Raw genomic sequence first — 17,960 nt, 5'->3', positions numbered from 1 at the left:
GCCGGATTCTACCATTGAATCCGGCTTTTTGATATGGTCATAAACTGATTTTGATGAAGAGAACGGCTTTTCGATCGAATGTCTGTTCTTTTTTATTTTGATATCCGAATGAAATCATTATATAATAGGGACTGGAAGGTTTTTCTTTCATACATGGTTCTTTTTAGCTGTTAAAACAAAGGAAAGGATGAGCGTTACCAATGAGTTGTGTCACTGCTAAGCAATTAAAGGTGATAAGAGGGACGATGCAGACTTTTTGCAGCCATTTGGAGTATGATGGTCATGGTAAGCTTCATATCAATACCATCATGGCTTTTATTAAAAAGGAATTTGGTGTGAGGAAAATGAAAGACATTCCACAAAGCCGCTTTACTGAAGCACTTGAATTAATACAAGACTTTGATTTATACACGGATAAAATAGAAATTCGTGATCGTCTATCAGAAAGGAATTAACTAAATTGAATATTTTAGCAATAATACTAGTAGGAATTGTCGCATTAGAACACCTTGTCATTATGTTATTAGAAATGTTTTTTATGGAATCAAAGATGGCAAAAAGATCCTTTAAGTTGCCAGAACACTTGCAAAAGGATCCAAATGTAAAAGTGATGTTTGCCAATCAGGGGCTTTATAACGGGTTTTTGGCTGCTGGACTCATTTGGGGGCTCATTCTCGGATCGAATACTGTTGGATATATGATTCAGCTATTTTTCATTCTTTGCGTGATCATCGCTGCGGTATTCGGCGGTGTGACATCTAATAAATCAATCATCGTCAAGCAAGGCGTACCAGCGCTGCTTGCATTAATTGCGCTTATCCTGGCAATTTAGCCATGAATAAAGCCGCCCTAGTAAAGGGCGGCTTTTAACTTTTTCGAAGACCCATTAAACGAATAATGGAGGTCAGACATAGCGCAACGGCTACAGCCAAAATAATTTTTCCGTACATGACCCCTGTTAAATTCATCAAAAAGACGGCTAATATGATACAGAGCGTGATGATGATCATCACAATCGAATAGGTTTTCATCTACTTTCCACTCCTTTAAAAGTCCCCTCACATCCGTGAGATCTATCCATTTTACCTCATATGATATTACTCAATGACAATTTTACATGAAATTCCCTATCAATAGAATGTGACATATAGATTAGATTTGATGTCATGCCATATTTTTTAGAGAATCGGGTATACCATAAAGAGCTGTACTAAAGTTAAATTGCTTGATATTTAATTGTGCAAAATGTAAAATAACCACATGATAAATCGAAAGGATGATCAAGATGAGTAAGAAAGTGTTATTAGTATCCACAAGCAGTTCAGAAATGAACGGACATCCAACAGGCTTATGGCTAGAAGAATTGGCAGAGCCATTTCATATTTTTAAAGAAAATGAATTAGACGTTCAAATTGTCTCGATTCAAGGTGGAACTGTTCCTATTGATAAAAATTCCATTCCAGAAGGTGTTCCAGCGCAATATCAAGATGTATATGAATTACTTCAAGACACAAAGGCGCTTACAGATGTGAACCCAGCTGATTATGATGGCATCTTCTTTGCAGGAGGACACGGCCCAATGATCGACTTTGCGTCTAATCAACTGGTAGCCGATGCAATCTTAGCAATTTCAAACAAAAATGGTGCAGTCGGTGCTGTTTGTCACGGCGTTTCAGCATTCGTTGATGTGAAGGATCAAGATGGCAAATCATTCATCGAAGGCAAAAAAATCACAGGCTTTACAAACGAAGAAGAGGAAGCTGTTCAGCTGACATCAAAGGTGCCATTTTTATTGGAAACAAAACTTCGTGAGCAAGGGGCAGCGTTTGAAAAAGGAGATGCCTTTGCACCATACGCAGTAGTTGACGGAAAAATCATTACTGGACAAAATCCAGGTTCCAGTGCAGAAACAGCACGCCTGTTTGTTAAAACCATTTCATAAAGTCATCAAAAAACCAGTCGTAGAACATACGGCTGGTTTTTTTGTCATAAAGATTTCCTAAAAAAGACCATAACAACGAACGAAATAATGGTAAAATATTCACAGGGTATAAAACCCAAATTAGGAAAAAGGGGATGTTCCTGTGAGAGCTTTTTATGGAAAAATGACTGCCGCTTTATTATCCATTCTACTCGTCACAACAGGTTTATTTTCACCAGCATTAAAAGCAGAAGAAGCACCGAAAACAGATGGTAAATTATCACCACTGACGGAAAAAGCCATTCAGCAAGTGCAAGACTCGTTTTTGAAGCAGGATGAAGGAACCGCTATCAAACAGAAACAGTTAAAAAAATCTTTTAAAGTAGATAAGAAAAATGGAATCAGTATCAAACGAAAAGCCGCTAAAGATGGCAAGATGCGTACATCTTCCGTTCGCTCCATTGATGGATTAGCCATCAACCAATCAGTTGTCTTATCAGAGGACGACCCAGTCGATTTATGGTTGTTAAGTACGACTTCACCTCAGGCACTCATCAGCCGAATTACCTCATCAAATCCCGATTATTTCGTACAATTATTTGTTGTTGATTATGAAACTGGACAAGCTTATCCGACGGACTTGATTCAGCCAGCAGGCAGTCTCCTTGGTTTGACCAATTTACCAGCAGGTGACTACGCATTCGGTATCACAAGCGATGGAGATTTTGGAGACTCTTACACACTACTAGTGAATGCAAAAAACCCACCCAATTTCACAGGGGCTGTTTCCCTCTCTTCCACCTTGCAATACTTTGTAGCTGAGTATGCCAATGGGGATGTTTTCGCTAATGGTACAAAAGTGTATAACAAACAATCGAAGACCGCCGATTATAAATGGGAGCGTGTATTTTATTTCTCATATGACGGAAAATATGATCAGAGAACCCATTCTGTTGAAAGTGTAAAAGTGAAAAGTATCTCGGCACCAGTATCGTACTCTGCTCCTTATGCGAGTTCATCTGAGGCCATTCTCGTCTACTTAGATGTAGAGACATTATTTATGTATCATGAATCATCGTTTGCTAGCGGACAATTCTACCATAGTAGCTTTGTTGATACACTTGGAAAGACAACGCCAAGACGTTTAGATATAGATGACATGACAAATTACGGCGATCATATTTTAGCTGTTGATTTGAAAACAGGAAAACCAATTGATTTCTTCAGTGTCCTTAATTTTTACTATGCTGCGGGGATCGAGAAGCTGCCTACGATCAGAACGTTGAATTAAGAAAGGCGGTTGACAGCAAATCTCCACATGTGTAGAGTAAAGATAATTAAATGACAAAAGTCCACTAGGGGAGTCATGTATGACTGAGACAAGAGGAAATCTTGGACCCTTTGAACCTGATCTAGTTTGTACTAGCGGAGGGAAGTGGAGCTGGACCTCGTCTTATTCATGATTGAATCGATAAGAAGGCCGCTCCATTTGGGGTGGCTTTTTCATTTATTCTACTGAAGAAGAGGAGGCTTTTTTTATGACATTTTCAGCGCAATTAAGAGAAGAAACAGAACCATTATTTGAAGCCATTTATCAGCATCCGTTTGTCAGGGGACTGGCAGAAGGAAAGCTGGAAAAGAAGCAGATCATTCATTACGTCAAACAAGATGCAGAATATTTACAGGCTTTTATTAAAATTTATGCAGCGGCTCTTAGCAGATGTACAGACAAAGAAGATATTGCTTTTTTCCATCAGCAGATTGCATTTGTACTAGATAGTGAGACACACCCTCACCAAAACCTTTGCCGAGTGGCAGGTGTATCATATGATGGGCTCCAAGGTGCCCCGCTTGCTCCGAGTGCTCATCACTATATTCATCACATGCTACAAGTCGCCAAGGAAGGCACGCTTGGAGAAATGATCGCTGTTCTGCTTCCATGCCCTTGGACATATTGGGAAATTGGGAAACGAATGCTCACAGATGTGCAGCCCGACCCGTCACATCCGTTTTATGAGTGGATCACATTTTATGGAGGGTTAACCGACTCTATTACGGTGGAGCTTTGCAAACGGCTCGATCAGCTGGCGGAAGCAGCAAGTGAGAAGGAAAAGGAAAAAATGAAACAGCACTTTATCTTAAGCTGTCAACTAGAGTACAAGTTTTGGGACATGGCGTTTACGGTGGAAGAGTGGCCAGTTCCATTGGAGGTGCATTCATCATGACATGGAAGATGAAAGAAGTTGTCCTTGCTGTCATTTTATCCGTTGCATGCGGTGTCATCTATTTAGGGTGGTCCACACTTTACTTGCCCATTACAGCACTTGTTGGCCCCGCAGGAGGGAACATCATGTTTGGCATTTGGGTGATTGCTAGTCCAATCGTCGCGTATATCATCCAAAAGCCGGGAGCTGCCCTGATCGCAGAAACAGCCGCTGCCGCTGTGGAATTACTAACAGGCAGCCACTTCGGTCTTTCAGCCTTGCTGATTGGTGTATGCCAAGGACTTGGGGCAGAAATCGCCTTTGCTCTTTTTGGATATAAACGATATCGTATGTGGACACTGATGTTGTCAGGTGCCTTTGCGGCTGTTGGAGCAATGGCTTACAGCCTCGTTGCAAATGGCTTTGGTTATTACACACCTCAAGTTCTACTCATCACACTCATAACTCAAATTATTAGTGGAATGATACTGGGCGGATGTTTAGCCAAAGTTGTGGTAGACACATTATCTAAAACCGGTGTACTGAATCAATATGCCATCATGAAAGAAAAAAGAAACAAAGGTGAACAGCATGAATTCATTTCTCGCGTGCAATAATCTCACTGTCCGTTTTTATGAACAGCCTCAGCCCGTTTTGCATCAAGTCTCTCTGTCCATTCAAAAAGGAGAAAAGGTGCTTATTTTAGGACCAAGCGGAAGCGGTAAATCAACGCTCATCTCGGTTCTGGCTGGCATCATTCCAGAACATTTAGAAGCGGATATGCAGGGCGAAGTGATATTGCAAAGACATACAGGCGTCATGTTTCAGGACCCTGATTCCCAGTTTTGTATGCATCGTGTCAATGAAGAAATTGCCTTTAGCTTAGAGAACCGCTCCGTCCCTCGCGACGAGATGGATGATATCATTCAACAGCTCATGCAAAAAGTCCAACTCGAAGTCGATCCGAATACAGACATTCACACATTATCTGGCGGTATGAAGCAGCGATTGGCGCTTGCTTGTTTATTAGCTTTAGAGCCAGATGTGCTGTTCTTTGATGAACCGACCGCACAGCTTGATCCAGCAGGCAGAATGGAGATCTTTCGGCTTCTACAGCAGCTTGCAGCTGATCAGCGACAAACCATGATTTTTGTAGAGCATGTGCTAGATGGTGTCATCGAATGGATGGACCGGGTGATTTTATTAGACGATCAAGGCAGCATCTTAGCTGATGGATCTCCAAAAGATGTATTGACGACATATGAAAAAGAAATGAAAGAGGCAGGGATATGGCGGCCGAAATTATTTCCCGAGAAATGGTCCACAATCCTTCAAGATCCATTTCATCCAATGAGTCATACGTTTATGCAAACCTTTGAAGCAAGAAAAGAACAGCATAAACAAGTGCCGGCGACTGAGCGGGAGACCATCATGCGTTCAGAAGATCTTCAATTAAGCTACGGGAAAAAAAGAATTATGAGTGATCTCCAGCTTGATATTAAAACAGGGGATTGGGTGGCGATCATTGGGGAAAATGGAAGTGGGAAAAGCACATGTCTTAAACATTTGGTTCGTTTAGAGTCAACGAAAAAAGGCCACATTTTCTTAAAAGACACACTCCTTAAAAAGTGGTCAGACCGAGAACTATATGAAAAAGCAGGCTTTGTGTTTCAAAATCCGGAGCTTCAATTCATACAAGATACAGTGTTCGATGAAATTGCATTTGGTGGAAGGCAGCGGAATTGGCCAGAGAACGTTGTACAAGAAAAAACCATTCAGCTATTGAAAGAGTTCGGTTTAGAAAAGCATGCAAAAGCTCATCCTTTCACTTTAAGCTTAGGTCAAAAAAGAAGATTGAGTGTGGCTACAATGCTCCTTTTTGATCAGGATGTCTTATTGTTAGACGAACCGACTTTCGGACAGGATGAAAGAACAGCGAAGGAATTAATCAGGCGCTTAAAAGAACGTCAACGCCAAGGCACCACTATTTTAATGGTCACACATGATATGGACCTTGTCGATGAGTGTGCCAATCAAGTGCTTCTTTTTCATCAAGGAAAGCATGTGTATGAAGGTACGCCTTATGATCTATTTTCAAATCAGGAACTTGTCGATGCTTATCAGCTGAGAGCCCCGTTGCATTATCAATATATGGCTGAAAGAAAGGACGTGCTGACGATTGCAAAGTAATCATTCCTTTCTTTCCACTGTGAATCCAGCTATCAAATTACTCGCCCATCTGCTTGCGATGTGTTGTCTCATGGCGATATCGGATCCTAAAACAACCTTCATCATCTGGCTGTTTGCACTTGGTATTGGACTTGTCTTAGGCGGATGGAATTTGAAGTATCTTTTCACAAGACTTGTCCCTTATCTGCTCTTTTTCATTCTCGTGTTTTGGATGATGGCGGCCTTTGGCAAGGGGGATCATACTGTTTGGAAATGGGCATGGTTTCATATGACAGAGGAGAGTTTACGAAATGGACTCACCATCGCTCTCAGAATGCTTGGCTTTGTGACATTTGGTCTTTTGTTTACGTCCACAACAGATTTGACAGCATTTATGATGAGCCTCATTCATCAGTGCAAAATGTCGCCAAAATGGGCGTATGGGATGCTTGCAGGCTTCCGGTTTATTCCGTTATTTCAAAGTGAATTAAAGCAAATGAAGGCAGCACATAAAATTAGAGGCTATAAGCAAAAAAACAGTTGGAAAGCCTTTATACGTTATGCACTTCCTCTTTTTACACAGGGCGTACGAAAATCAGAACGTTTGGCCATTGCGATGGAAGCAAGAGGCTTCACGGGTGAGAGGGAGCGGACGTATTATCATGTCATCAGCACTTCATGGATCGACTATATGTATCTTTTGCTCATCGTTATCAGTGTCTTGATATGCATGTCCTTTTTTTAAAAACCTCCCCACATTCTCTTGATAGAATGTGGTTTTTTTATATGCCTTAGGTCATTTGATTGATATTAGTACACATTACAGGCTGTAATAGATCTTATAACGAACCGATAAAGAAGATGTACTGAGAAAAAGAGAGGATGAACGTGAGCGAATGTCACAGAGAATTGATAACATAATAGACGCTTTACCAATCATTGGACTAGCTATGAGAGAGCAACTAACCTTTTCTATTTTAGGGAAAGAGAAGGTTCTTTATTATCAGCAACACGGAAACATTGACCTAGGGTTTAAAGCTGGAGATATCGTAGCTCCAGGGTTCGAAAACTTCTCTATGTTGAAAAATGGGAGAGAGCCATCGTTTATCCAAATTCCGAAAGAAGTATACGGGATTCCAATGGATATTGTAGCCGTTCCAATTAAAGATGAAACGGGTCAAGTAGTCGCTGCTTTCTGCGTGGCCTATGACCAGACCAATCAACAACGATTAGATGACATCATGACAGAGAGCAACCAAGCTTCCGAAAAACTCGTCGCAATGGTACAGCAAGTGGCTGCACATTCAGAGGAACTACAAGCGACAAGTGAACAAATTCTACAAAACACGAAAACCACTGTAGAAAATTCCTCTAAAATCAATCAAGTGTCCAATCTTATCAAAGGTATTTCTGATCAAACGAACTTACTTGGACTCAACGCATCAATTGAGGCTGCAAGAGTAGGTGAAGCAGGAGCAGGATTCGGAGTGGTTGCAACGGAAGTGAGAAAGCTGTCAACTCATGCGAAACAAGCGACGACTGATATTGAAACAGCGCTAAAAGATGTGCAGGGATCGATTAAAGGAATGGAAGAAGAAATAGCACAAATTGTCGCTTCTTCTGAGCATCAAGCAGAGCTTGTAGGCACATTTACAAAAATTATTGAAGGCCTCCATGAAACAAATGAAACGATGAAATCACTCGCAGAAGACTTAGTGAATTATCAAGTGAAATAAAAAATAGATCGACCAAAACCTCCAAATCAATCGGAGGTTTTTTTCATTTGAAGGTGAGAAAGTTGTTAGGATATTGACCGATTTATCGCTGACAGGTAGAGTACACTTCTGTATGATAGAAAAAGAGATACTAGTCTAGTCAGTAGACCTAATCATAAGGAGGGAGACCATCGTGACACAATCAGCGAAGTTGCAAGAAATCATAGCACCTTACCGTAAAATGTTAGATCGAACGGAACAGCCCATGATTCAACTACAGATGAAACAAGGAAAAACAGGACCTTACGACAGCAAAATTGCAGGTGATCCTTACTTCCCTAAAAACGATGAATATCCAGTTGATGGTGAAGGTCACCCTATGAAGCTTTTGGCACAAATTAATTTTGGTCAGCTGCCGAAGCTGAAGGATTATCCAGAAACAGGACTTTTGCAAATTTTTATTTCTGTGCATGATGATCTTTATGGGATGAATATTGACCATAAAACAGAGCAAAAAGATTTTCGGATCAAATTTATTGAGGAACCTTTCTTGGCAGAAGAAGAGTTGTTGACTGATTTTTCTTTTGTGAAAATTCCTGATGATTTTTATTTTCCTGTGACGAAAGAAGGCGCCATTACAGGTGAACGGTCCAGTGAAACGATTAGTGTTGGAGATTTCCGCTTTGAGAAAATCACAGGTAAGCACGCCTGGGACCTATTTGAAGGTGTAGAAGGCATTGATGGAGATGAAGCGGATGCCTTGCTAGATGAATTTTATGAAACAGAGAGTGGCTTTGGTCACAAATTGGGCGGGTATCCAGGGTTTACACAAGAAGATCCGCGTACCTATGTAGATCAAGAACATACCGTTCTGTTATTACAAATTGACTCAGATGATGAAGTAGATCTAATGTGGGGAGATTGCGGAATCGCCAACTTTTTCATCAAACCAGAAGACCTCAAACGAAAAAATTTCGAGAATGTCGTCTATAATTGGGATTGCTCCTGATTTTGTAAAAAACACTCTTTATAGAGTGTTTTTGTGTATGTTTTTAGACTTTTTTGCCCCTATTTCGTCATTTTTGAGAGGTAATTTGTCATTCTTTCTAGTTGACCGTATCAAAAAAAAATGTAAAATCATCTTAAAGTCCTCTTTTTTGAAAATAATAATAACATGACATATTAGTCTACAATGAGATGCTCGAAAAAGCGGAATGTATTGGGGGGTATCAATTGATCATTTCGAAAGTAATCAATAATAATGTGGTCAGTGCGTATGATGACGAGCAGCATGAGCTAGTCATTATGGGCAGAGGAATCGCTTTTCAAAAGAAAAGTGGAGATCCGATTGACGAAGAACGTATTGAAAAAGTATTTTCCATTCAAAATAAAGATATATCAGAAAAATTCAAAACCCTGCTTTATGATATTCCAATCGAGTATATGCAAGTGTGTGAGGCGATTATTGATCATGCGAGAACAACCCTTAATAAAAATTTGAATGACAGTATCTATGTGACACTGACGGATCATATCACCTTTGCTATTGAACGTCATCAAAAAGGTATGGACATCAAAAATGCTCTGCTCTGGGAAATTAAGCGGTTGTACAAAGATGAGTTTATGTGTGGTGTAGAAGCGCTTCGGATTATTCAGGACAAGCTCAATATTCATCTTCCTGAGGATGAAGCCGGTTTTATTGCGATGCACATTGTCAATGCAGAACTCAATGAAGAAATGCCGAACGTGATTCAAATTACCAAACTCATTCAAGATATTTTAAATATCGTTAAGTATCACTTTCAAATTGATTTAGACGAGGAATCATTAAACTATTTCCGATTTGTCACGCATTTAAAGTTTTTTGGACAGCGTCTGTTTAACGAAACACAAATGGAAAATCAAAATGAATTTCTGTATGAAGTCGTAAAAGAGAAAAACACTGCAGCTTTCCAATGTGCTGAGAAAATTAACGATTATGTACAAAAAGAATACAACCGAAGCCTCATAGAAGATGAGATGCTGTATTTAACTTTGCATATCGACAGAGTGATAAAAAGAAAATAAATTTAAAAAGAAAGCGTTGACATCATAAAATTAACATGATACTTTATAACTATAAACAACATAACTCACAATCTTTTAGGATTGTTACTGGTCAAGCAGGCAAAACCTAAATCATTGTCCCTATCTTTGATAAGGCGTGATTTAGGTTTTTTGTATCCAAAGACTTATAAAAATTAAATAACGATCAATCGCTATGAAGGATTGTTACTGGTTAAGCAGGCAAAACCTAAATATCGATTAATGTCTGAATCGCTATTTTTCGGACATTAATGGATGTTTAGGTTTTTTCTATATCATGATTTAATCAACGATTGGAGGGTAATACAATGAACCACAAACAAACAGCAAAAGAAGTTCTAGAGCTTGTCGGCGGTGAAAAGAATGTTAAGCAGGTCACGCATTGTATGACAAGACTTCGCTTCAACTTATACGATGAAAGCAAAGCGGATAAAGAGAAGCTGCAATCAACAGATGGTGTCATGGGTGTGAATCAAAGCGGAGGTCAATATCATGTCATTATCGGCAATGATGTTTCGAATGTCTATCAAGCCATGATTGCTGACTCAGGCCTGTCAACAGATGTAAAGTCAGGCGGTACAGAAGAAGCAACAAAACAAAATGTGATATCTAAGCTTTTCGATTTTATCTCTGGTGTCTTCACACCGATTCTTCCAGCCATTGCGGGAGCCGGGATGATCAAAGGGATCTTGGCACTCATGCTTACGTTCCAGTGGATTTCAGATAAAAGCAGCACATATGCCATTTTAACAGCTATCGGAGACGGAGCCTTTTACTTCTTACCGATTCTGCTTGCTGTAAGCGTAGCCAAAAAAATTGGCACAAATCAGTATATCGCCGCTGCCATTGCAGCCGCCGCACTGCATCCGCAGTTAACGGCTTTACTAGGCGCAGGAAATACAGAATTTCTAGGCTTACCAGTGGTTGCCGTTGTGTACTCTTCATCGGTCATTCCGATTCTACTCACCATCTGGCTCGGCTCATATGTTGAAAAATTCGCAGAAAAGTATAGTCCGAAATCATTAAAGATCATCCTTGTTCCAACAGTCACACTTCTTGTCGTAGTACCAATTATGCTGATCGCGGTAGGACCGCTTGGTGGAATTATCGGAAATGGTCTTTCAGGTGGAATTGATTTATTGTTCAAACATGCAGGCATTTTGGCCGGACTCTTGATCGGCGGCTTCATGTCACCATTGATCATTACGGGTATGCACTATGCACTGCTTCCAATCATGATCAACAACATTACGTTAAACGGTTTTGACTTCATTCTTCCAATGATGTTTGTAGCGAATATGGCACAAGCAGGCGCAGCATTCGGTGTGTTCTTAAGATCAAAAAACAAAACATTCAAATCATTGGCGATGTCTACAAGTATTACTGCATTAATGGGTATTACTGAACCTGCTATGTATGGTGTGAACATGCGATTGAAAAAACCGTTCCTTGCAGCCCTCATTGGTGCAGCAGTAGGCGGCGTGTTCATGTCGATCTTTAAAGTAAAATCATATGTGATATCTGGATCAGCAGGTCTCCCAGGTCTCCCAACATTCATTGGCCCAACATTTGTCTACTCTATCATTGGCTTAGTAATCGCCTTTGTCGTAGCAACGATCATGACACTTGTTCTAGGATTCAAAGATGTACCAGTAAAAGATGATACAAAAGCAGACAAACCAGAAGAAAAGAAAGACACAGTAACACTTCAAAATGAAGTAGTACAAAGCCCGCTTGAAGGTCAATTAAAGCCGCTAAATCAAGTAAATGATGCAACATTCTCTAATGAAATCATGGGGAAAGGTACAGCCATTGTCCCAACAGTTGGACGTGTAGTAGCACCATTCAATGGCAAGGTTGAAACCATTTTTCAAACGAAACATGCCATTGGCTTAAAGAGTGACCAAGGCACTGAGCTTCTCATTCATGTTGGAATTGATACGGTGAAGCTTGGCGGAAAACATTTCACAAGTCATGTAGAGTCAGGTGATTTTGTACAAGCAGGAGATGTGCTCGTTGAATTTGATATCGAGGGCATTCAGCAAGAAGGCTATGATGTCACCACACCAATTATTGTGACCAACACAAACGATTTTGCACAAGTTGATGCGAAAACAGAAGGCACGATTTCAGTACAAGAGACACTGCTTACAGTCAGTGTAGAAGAAAATGAGGAGGGCGTTCAACATGAACAAGTTAGAAAAAACATTTCCTAAAGATTTCTTATGGGGCGGCGCTGTTGCAGGCAACCAAATTGAAGGTGCTTATAATAAAGATGGAAAAGGCTTATCGACAGCAGATGTATCACCGCATGGAATTATGCATCCATTCGATGAATCAATGAAAGACTTAAACTTATATCATGATGCGATTGACTTCTACCATCGCTATAAAGAAGATATTGCACTCTTTGCAGAAATGGGATTCAAATGCTTCAGACTCTCTATTTCTTGGCCGCGTATTTTCCCAAATGGCGACGATGCGGAACCAAATGAAGCAGGCCTTGCTTTTTATGACAGAGTATTCGATGAACTGCATAAGCATGGAATTGAACCAGTTGTCACGATTTCCCATTATGAAATGCCGCTTGCACTTGTGAAAAACTACGGCGGTTGGAGAAACCGTAAGCTTGTCGACCTTTATGAAACATACGCGAAAACGTTGTTTACTCGCTATAAAGACAAAGTGAAATATTGGATGACCTTTAATGAAATCAACGTCGTGTTACATGCGCCTTTCACTGGCGGTGGTCTTGTATTTGAAGAGGGGGATGACGAGAAAAGCATTCAATATCAAGCAGCGCATCACCAATTTGTTGCAAGTGCTTTAGCTGTCAAAGCAGGCCACGAAATCATTCCTGATGCGAAAATCGGCTGTATGATTGCAGCGATGACAACTTATCCATACAGCTCAAGACCAGAAGATATGTTTGCTGCAATGGATCAGGACCGTAAAACCTTGTTCTTCTCAGATGTACAGGCAAGAGGCTACTATCCAGGTTACATGAAACGATACTTCCAAGAAAATGGAATTCATATTGAGATCCAAGATGGTGATGAAGACATCCTAAGAAACCATACAGTAGACTATATTGGCTTCAGCTATTACATGAGCTTTGTGACAAGTACAGATCCAGAGGTTCTTGGAAAAGTCACTGGTGGTAACCTATTTGAAGGCGTTAAAAACCCTTATCTAGAAGCAAGTGATTGGGGATGGCAAATTGATCCAAAAGGACTTCGTACAACACTAAACCAACTATATGACCGCTACCAAAAACCATTATTTATCGTAGAAAATGGACTGGGAGCTGTCGATCAAGTAGAAGAAGACGGATCCATTCAAGACGATTACCGAATTGATTACCTCAGAAGCCATTTGCTAGAGGCGAGAGAAGCCATTGCAGACGGAGTAGACTTGATGGGTTATACAAGCTGGGGCCCAATTGACCTTGTTAGCGCATCAACAGCTGAAATGAAAAAGCGCTACGGCTTCATTTATGTCGACCGTGATAACGAAGGAAAAGGTACATTAGATAGAAAGAAAAAGAAAAGTTTCGATTGGTATAAACAGGTGATTGCGACAAATGGCGATCATTTAGATGCATAAAAGAAAAAAGACAAACCGTTCATACTGCGGTTTGTCTTTTTTTCGTCATTTGGACTATGAAGTCCACACTTGATCCGCAATCTCAATCACATGACGAAGCTTTTCCCATTGTTGCTCTTCTGTTAACAGATTGCCTTCCTCCGTTGAGGCGAAACCGCACTGTGGACTCAAGCAAATCTGGTTAATGTCGACGTATTGAGCTGCTTCCTCGATTCTTTTTTGAATCTGTTCAGCCGGCTCAAGCTCACCGTATTTTGAAGTGACAAGGCCTAGTACGATTTGGAGGTTTGGGTTCTTCACATAGCGAAGGGGTTCAAAACCGCCAGAACGATCGTCGTCGAATTCTAAAAAGAGACCATCTACATCTAAGCCGGCAAAAATCGTCTCTGCCGCTGCTTCATAACCGCCTTCAGCTGCCCATGTCGATTTAAAGTTCCCACGGCAAATGTGCATAGTGATCACCAAGTCCTCTGGACGATCGGCAACTGCTTCATTGATTGTTTTCGCAAATGACTCACGCAGTTCATCTTCTTCTCGGCCAAAGGCTTTGATTTGTTCATGCCCTTTTTCAGAAAAGAACACGGCCCATGCTGTATCATCCAGCTGTAGATAGCGACAGCCTGCATCATAAAAGGCACGGATGGCTTTTTTATATGCCTGTGCCACATCATGGTGGAATGCCTCTAGGCTGTCGTATACTCCTTCTTCAAGCTTTCCACGGAAAAAGAGCATATTCGGACTTGGAATCGTCATTTTAGCGGTATGATCACCAGCGATGCTGTGAAGGAATCGATAATCTTCCAGCATTGGATGATCTGTAAAATCGATCTTGCCCGTTACTTTGATTCCTCGCGCCTTTGTCGTCGTATTGTGGAATTGAATACCTTGATCTGCTTCAAATCCTTCAACTCCATCGAGTCCCTCAAGAAAGTCAAAATGCCACCAAGCACGTCTGAACTCTCCATCTGTGACAACCTCTAATCCAATTTCCTTTTGTTTCTCCACAATACGAGTGATTTCTTCATTTTCAATTTGTCGGAGTTGCTCTGCTGTCAGTGTACCGTCTGCTTTTTGCTTGCGTGCTTCCTTGATACGTTCTGAACGAAGTAAGCTGCCTACTTGATCTGCGCGGAATGGCGGTTTCGTTGTTTTCTTTCCAATGGTTTGTACTTGTGTCATGTTGAATCCCTTCTTTCTACAGGTTAAAAATCAAATAAAAAAGCTCTTCCTTGGATAAGGAAGAGCATCATATACTGAGAGAACTCTGCCTTATCTTCAAACAAGCATCTGCTTGCTTAAGGAATTAGCACCATTCTGTTCCGAGGAACAGCGGTTGCCGGGTTTCACAGGGCCAGTCCCTCCACCACTCTTAATAAGGTTACCTTTGATTCAATTTTCTTAATAAACATAATTATTCAACTTTTACGAGAGAAAGTCAATGGTTTTTACAGTTAATTTTCTATATGAACAAATCAGCGACGAGAACCCCCGCTAGTCCGACAAGTGAAAGAACGGTCACCATCAATGTCCACGTTTTAAAGGTTTGGGCCATGGACAGGTTAAAGTATTCTTTATAAATCCAGAAACCCGCATCATTCACGTGAGAGAACGTAATGCTGCCGGCACCTGTTGCGATCACCATTAACTCTGGGCTCACACCTGTGAGTCCAATCAAAGGAGCAGAAATGCCAGCCGCTGTGAGTCCGGCGACAGTGGCTGACCCTAAAGATACACGAAGGACCGCAGCAATCAACCAGGTGAGAAGCAGTGGCGAAAGTGTGCTTCCTTGCATGATTCCTGCAATGTATTGATCAACACCGCTATCAATGAGCACCTGTTTAAAAGCGCCACCACCTGCAATAATTAATAAAATCATCGCAATAGAACCGATAGAATCTGTGATTGATTTCATCACATCCTGCATGCTCTTTCCTCTGCCAAGTCCAAACGTGTAGATAGCAAGAAGAACGGAGATTAACAGTGCAATCGCAGGCTCGCCTAAAAACTCAGCGGTTGGCAGTAATGAGGAAGACGGAAAGAAAATTTCTAAAACTGCTCTGAAAGTCATGAGCAATACAGGCAAAATAGCGGTGAAAATGCTGATGCCGAAGCTTGGCATCTCTTCTTCTGTAAATTCCTTTGGATTAAATAAGTTCATTGGAATATGTGCGTGTAACTGATCTTTTTTAAATAATTTTGTAAAGAGAAGTCCGCCTACTAAAACAGCAGGAATCGCTAAAATAATCCCAACTAATAAGGTTTGTCCCATGTTTGCTTGAAAGACATTTGCAATGGCAGTCGGCCCTGGGTGAGGAGGGAGGAAGCCATGTGTGGTGATGAGTGCAGCGACGAGCGGCATACCCACATAAAGCACAGGAAGTCTTGCAGCTTGAGCGATCGTAAAGACTAGTGGAATTAAGATAATGAATCCGGTTTCATAAAATAGAGCAATTCCGATCACAAACCCAGTCAGCATCGTTGCCCATTGAATCTTTCCAATACCGAATCGATCAATGAGTGTCATCGCAATACGCTGAGCTCCGCCAGAATCAGCCATCAATTTACCAAGCATCGCACCAAAACCGAGAACGAGTGCGAGATGCCCGAGCGTACTGCCGAGTCCTTTTTCGACGGAAGCAATCGCTTCAAGTGGTGACATTCCTTCTAAGACAGCGACAATTAAAGAAACAATAATCAAAGATATGAAAGCGTTTAACTTAAAGACAACCATAAGTAAAAGCAATAATAAAACGCCAAGTCCGATAAACACTAACGACATGGTTTTTCCTCCTTTGTGGTGCATAAAGGAGTGTATAAACACCCCCTATGCTTTATCCTTCAAGTATGTCTACAGCTTCTTTTAACGTATCCCTTGAACCAACATTTCCCGGGAAAATCACATAAGACATGAAAGGGAATTTACTATCTTCACCTGTTTGCCAAACGGGAATGCCTGGTTTGATCTGCCCTGCTACGGTTGCGCGTTTCACGTGAAGTCCTCTAGTTCCAATATCACTGGAGGTAATGCCACCTTTGGCAATGAGATACTTAGGGCGAATTGTGAGACGCTGGACAATGCTTGTCACAGCATCACTAATTTTTACAGAAAGCTTTAATTCTTCCTCCTGTCGATCATCCCCAAGGTCAAGCCGTTCTCTTCTTGTATAAACAGCCACAGATTGACCAGATACTAATAATTCTTCAGTTTGCTGAATCACACGGTCAATTTCTTGTTGAAATGCTTCAGGCTCCAGCACGAGGTGTGTATTGAATTCGATCAAAGCTACCTCTTTATTTTGTTGAAGCGCTTTTAATTGATCTGTTGTCTTCTTCACATGAGAACCAATCATAATGAGACCACCGTGTGGGCTTTGTTCTTGTATCAAGTCATGTCTTGTTAATAAGGCACGATCCCCTATACCGCCAAGAACTTTTGTAAGTGCCGCTGCACTTCTGAACATAAGTTGCTTTCCTGCTTGAATGGCTTCTATGAGAGCAGTGACAAAGACTTTGACATCGTCATAGTCCACAGCGTTTACAACCACTTTTTTAAAATCAGTCACACTCAAGAGCTGATTTTTTATTTGATTCATTCGTAAAGCCCGTAGATCATCTAACGAAATGTAAGTGGTGTTCTCTTTCGTGAAAGATCCGTCTGACTTTTCTTCAATCCATTCTCCGAGATGAGATGACTGAAAGCCGAATGTGCGATCTTGTGCAAATTCTGTGTTACCAGCAGGAATTAATTCTTGTCCTTCTTGGACGTAATGAATATTGTTGATCGTCAAGCGTCCACCTTCTTGGAAAAAAGGAAGAAGGATTTCTCCATCGAATTGGCGGGAGCTTTGCTGTTCAATCGTGGTTCTGAGTACTTCTGTTTCCAGCGGGAAGTGTCCACGAAGAGTGGAATCTCCTCGGCTGACAATGATGAAATCCTGATCAAGCCGTTCCGCTACCTTTACAATTGTTGAAGCGATTGTTTCGTGTACAGCGATCGTTTCCTTCTCAGTCATACTGCGAGAATTGGTCAAAATAAAAAACATGCGGCTGTCTTCAAGAAAACCAGCTTCGATGCTTTCTTCTGACCAATCGGTGAAAACAGAGACGCCATGTACGGTTTGAATCCCTGTTGGATCATCATCTAATACAATGACTTTATGATGAAAGCTGTTCAGTGCTTGTTCGTATGCTGCTTGAATGATTTTTGAATCCGCTTTCGGAAGAGCATTCAGTATGTCAGTGCTTTTCTTCATGACCATC

General features: G+C 41.0%; 17 protein-coding genes and 2 riboswitches. Of the genes, 13 read left to right on the top strand and 4 right to left on the bottom strand.

Annotated elements, in window-relative coordinates:
* Positions 1 to 200: 200 nt before the first annotated feature.
* Both MKX52_RS17865 and MKX52_RS17860 read left to right on the top strand, forming a co-directional pair.
* Positions 201 to 455, top strand: a complete 255-nt coding sequence (locus tag MKX52_RS17865) for an ORF6C domain-containing protein (RefSeq protein ID WP_012011773.1) — start codon at positions 201 to 203, stop codon at positions 453 to 455.
* 5 nt (positions 456 to 460) lie between these two features.
* Entirely contained in the window at positions 461 to 832 is a 372-nt protein-coding gene (locus MKX52_RS17860; RefSeq protein ID WP_003215243.1) for a DUF1304 domain-containing protein, read from the top strand.
* Between the two features lie 34 nt (positions 833 to 866).
* On the opposite strand, the gene MKX52_RS17855 is transcribed toward MKX52_RS17860, so the two are convergent.
* On the bottom strand, positions 867 to 1,031 hold the full coding sequence (locus tag MKX52_RS17855) for a hypothetical protein (RefSeq protein WP_162900865.1): 165 nt from the start codon (positions 1,029 to 1,031) through the stop codon (positions 867 to 869).
* Between the two features lie 254 nt (positions 1,032 to 1,285).
* Here MKX52_RS17855 and MKX52_RS17850 point away from each other — a divergent pair, with 254 nt between their 5' ends.
* The 11 genes from MKX52_RS17850 to MKX52_RS17800 all read left to right on the top strand — a co-directional run bounded on the left by MKX52_RS17850 (position 1,286) and on the right by MKX52_RS17800 (position 13,700).
* Positions 1,286 to 1,942: a type 1 glutamine amidotransferase domain-containing protein gene (locus MKX52_RS17850; RefSeq protein WP_342491164.1), complete on the top strand. Its 657-nt coding sequence runs from the start codon at positions 1,286 to 1,288 to the stop codon at positions 1,940 to 1,942.
* 142 nt (positions 1,943 to 2,084) lie between these two features.
* Positions 2,085 to 3,212 (top strand): hypothetical protein, encoded by a 1,128-nt coding sequence (locus MKX52_RS17845; protein WP_342491163.1) that lies wholly within the window; start codon positions 2,085 to 2,087, stop codon positions 3,210 to 3,212.
* Positions 3,213 to 3,268: 56 nt separating this feature from the next.
* A riboswitch (TPP riboswitch) is annotated at positions 3,269 to 3,372 on the top strand.
* Positions 3,373 to 3,459: 87 nt separating this feature from the next.
* Positions 3,460 to 4,146, top strand: coding sequence for a thiaminase II (gene tenA / locus MKX52_RS17840; RefSeq protein WP_088002676.1), 687 nt, complete (start codon positions 3,460 to 3,462; stop codon positions 4,144 to 4,146).
* The gene (locus MKX52_RS17835; RefSeq protein WP_144458133.1) at positions 4,143 to 4,742 is read left to right on the top strand and encodes an ECF transporter S component; all 600 of its coding nucleotides are present in this window, start codon (positions 4,143 to 4,145) and stop codon (positions 4,740 to 4,742) included. The genes tenA and MKX52_RS17835 overlap by 4 nt, the downstream gene beginning before the upstream one ends.
* The gene (locus MKX52_RS17830; protein WP_342491162.1) at positions 4,717 to 6,315 is read left to right on the top strand and encodes an energy-coupling factor transporter ATPase; all 1,599 of its coding nucleotides are present in this window, start codon (positions 4,717 to 4,719) and stop codon (positions 6,313 to 6,315) included. The genes MKX52_RS17835 and MKX52_RS17830 overlap by 26 nt, the downstream gene beginning before the upstream one ends.
* Positions 6,305 to 7,039, top strand: coding sequence for an energy-coupling factor transporter transmembrane component T (locus MKX52_RS17825; RefSeq protein ID WP_251184921.1), 735 nt, complete (start codon positions 6,305 to 6,307; stop codon positions 7,037 to 7,039). Before MKX52_RS17830 ends, MKX52_RS17825 begins: the two co-directional genes overlap by 11 nt.
* 151 nt (positions 7,040 to 7,190) lie before the next feature.
* Positions 7,191 to 8,030, top strand: coding sequence for a methyl-accepting chemotaxis protein (locus MKX52_RS17820; protein ID WP_088002664.1), 840 nt, complete (start codon positions 7,191 to 7,193; stop codon positions 8,028 to 8,030).
* A 172-nt stretch (positions 8,031 to 8,202) separates the two neighbouring features.
* Complete coding sequence (locus MKX52_RS17815; protein WP_342491161.1) at positions 8,203 to 9,018, top strand: YwqG family protein; 816 nt, start codon at positions 8,203 to 8,205, stop codon at positions 9,016 to 9,018.
* Between the two features lie 224 nt (positions 9,019 to 9,242).
* Positions 9,243 to 10,076 carry a PRD domain-containing protein gene (locus MKX52_RS17810; protein WP_088002659.1) on the top strand — a complete coding sequence of 278 codons (834 nt, stop codon included), beginning with the start codon at positions 9,243 to 9,245 and terminating at the stop codon, positions 10,074 to 10,076.
* A gap of 326 nt (positions 10,077 to 10,402) precedes the next feature.
* On the top strand, positions 10,403 to 12,310 hold the full coding sequence (locus MKX52_RS17805) for a beta-glucoside-specific PTS transporter subunit IIABC (RefSeq protein WP_342491160.1): 1,908 nt from the start codon (positions 10,403 to 10,405) through the stop codon (positions 12,308 to 12,310).
* Complete coding sequence (locus MKX52_RS17800) at positions 12,282 to 13,700, top strand: glycoside hydrolase family 1 protein (RefSeq protein ID WP_144503487.1); 1,419 nt, start codon at positions 12,282 to 12,284, stop codon at positions 13,698 to 13,700. The genes MKX52_RS17805 and MKX52_RS17800 overlap by 29 nt, the downstream gene beginning before the upstream one ends.
* Positions 13,701 to 13,754: 54 nt before the next feature.
* Here the strand turns inward: MKX52_RS17800 and MKX52_RS17795 are convergent, their stop codons facing one another.
* The 3 genes from MKX52_RS17795 to MKX52_RS17785 form a co-directional block, all read right to left on the bottom strand.
* Positions 13,755 to 14,879, bottom strand: a complete 1,125-nt coding sequence (locus MKX52_RS17795; protein WP_088002650.1) for a 5-methyltetrahydropteroyltriglutamate--homocysteine S-methyltransferase — start codon at positions 14,877 to 14,879, stop codon at positions 13,755 to 13,757.
* Positions 14,880 to 14,966: 87 nt separating this feature from the next.
* Positions 14,967 to 15,079: riboswitch (SAM riboswitch) on the bottom strand.
* A gap of 80 nt (positions 15,080 to 15,159) precedes the next feature.
* Positions 15,160 to 16,479 (bottom strand): gluconate:H+ symporter, encoded by a 1,320-nt coding sequence (locus MKX52_RS17790; RefSeq protein ID WP_342491159.1) that lies wholly within the window; start codon positions 16,477 to 16,479, stop codon positions 15,160 to 15,162.
* A gap of 52 nt (positions 16,480 to 16,531) precedes the next feature.
* Positions 16,532 to 17,953 carry a four-carbon acid sugar kinase family protein gene (locus MKX52_RS17785; protein WP_342491158.1) on the bottom strand — a complete coding sequence of 474 codons (1,422 nt, stop codon included), beginning with the start codon at positions 17,951 to 17,953 and terminating at the stop codon, positions 16,532 to 16,534.
* Positions 17,954 to 17,960: the final 7 nt, after the last annotated feature.

This window comes from Bacillus sp. FSL R5-0422 (assembly GCF_038610765.1).
Taxonomy (GTDB): Bacteria; Bacillota; Bacilli; order Bacillales; family Bacillaceae; genus Bacillus; species Bacillus pumilus_O.
The sequence above is the reverse complement of the archived record's forward strand: the minus strand, read 5'-3'. Positions and strand labels throughout refer to the sequence as shown.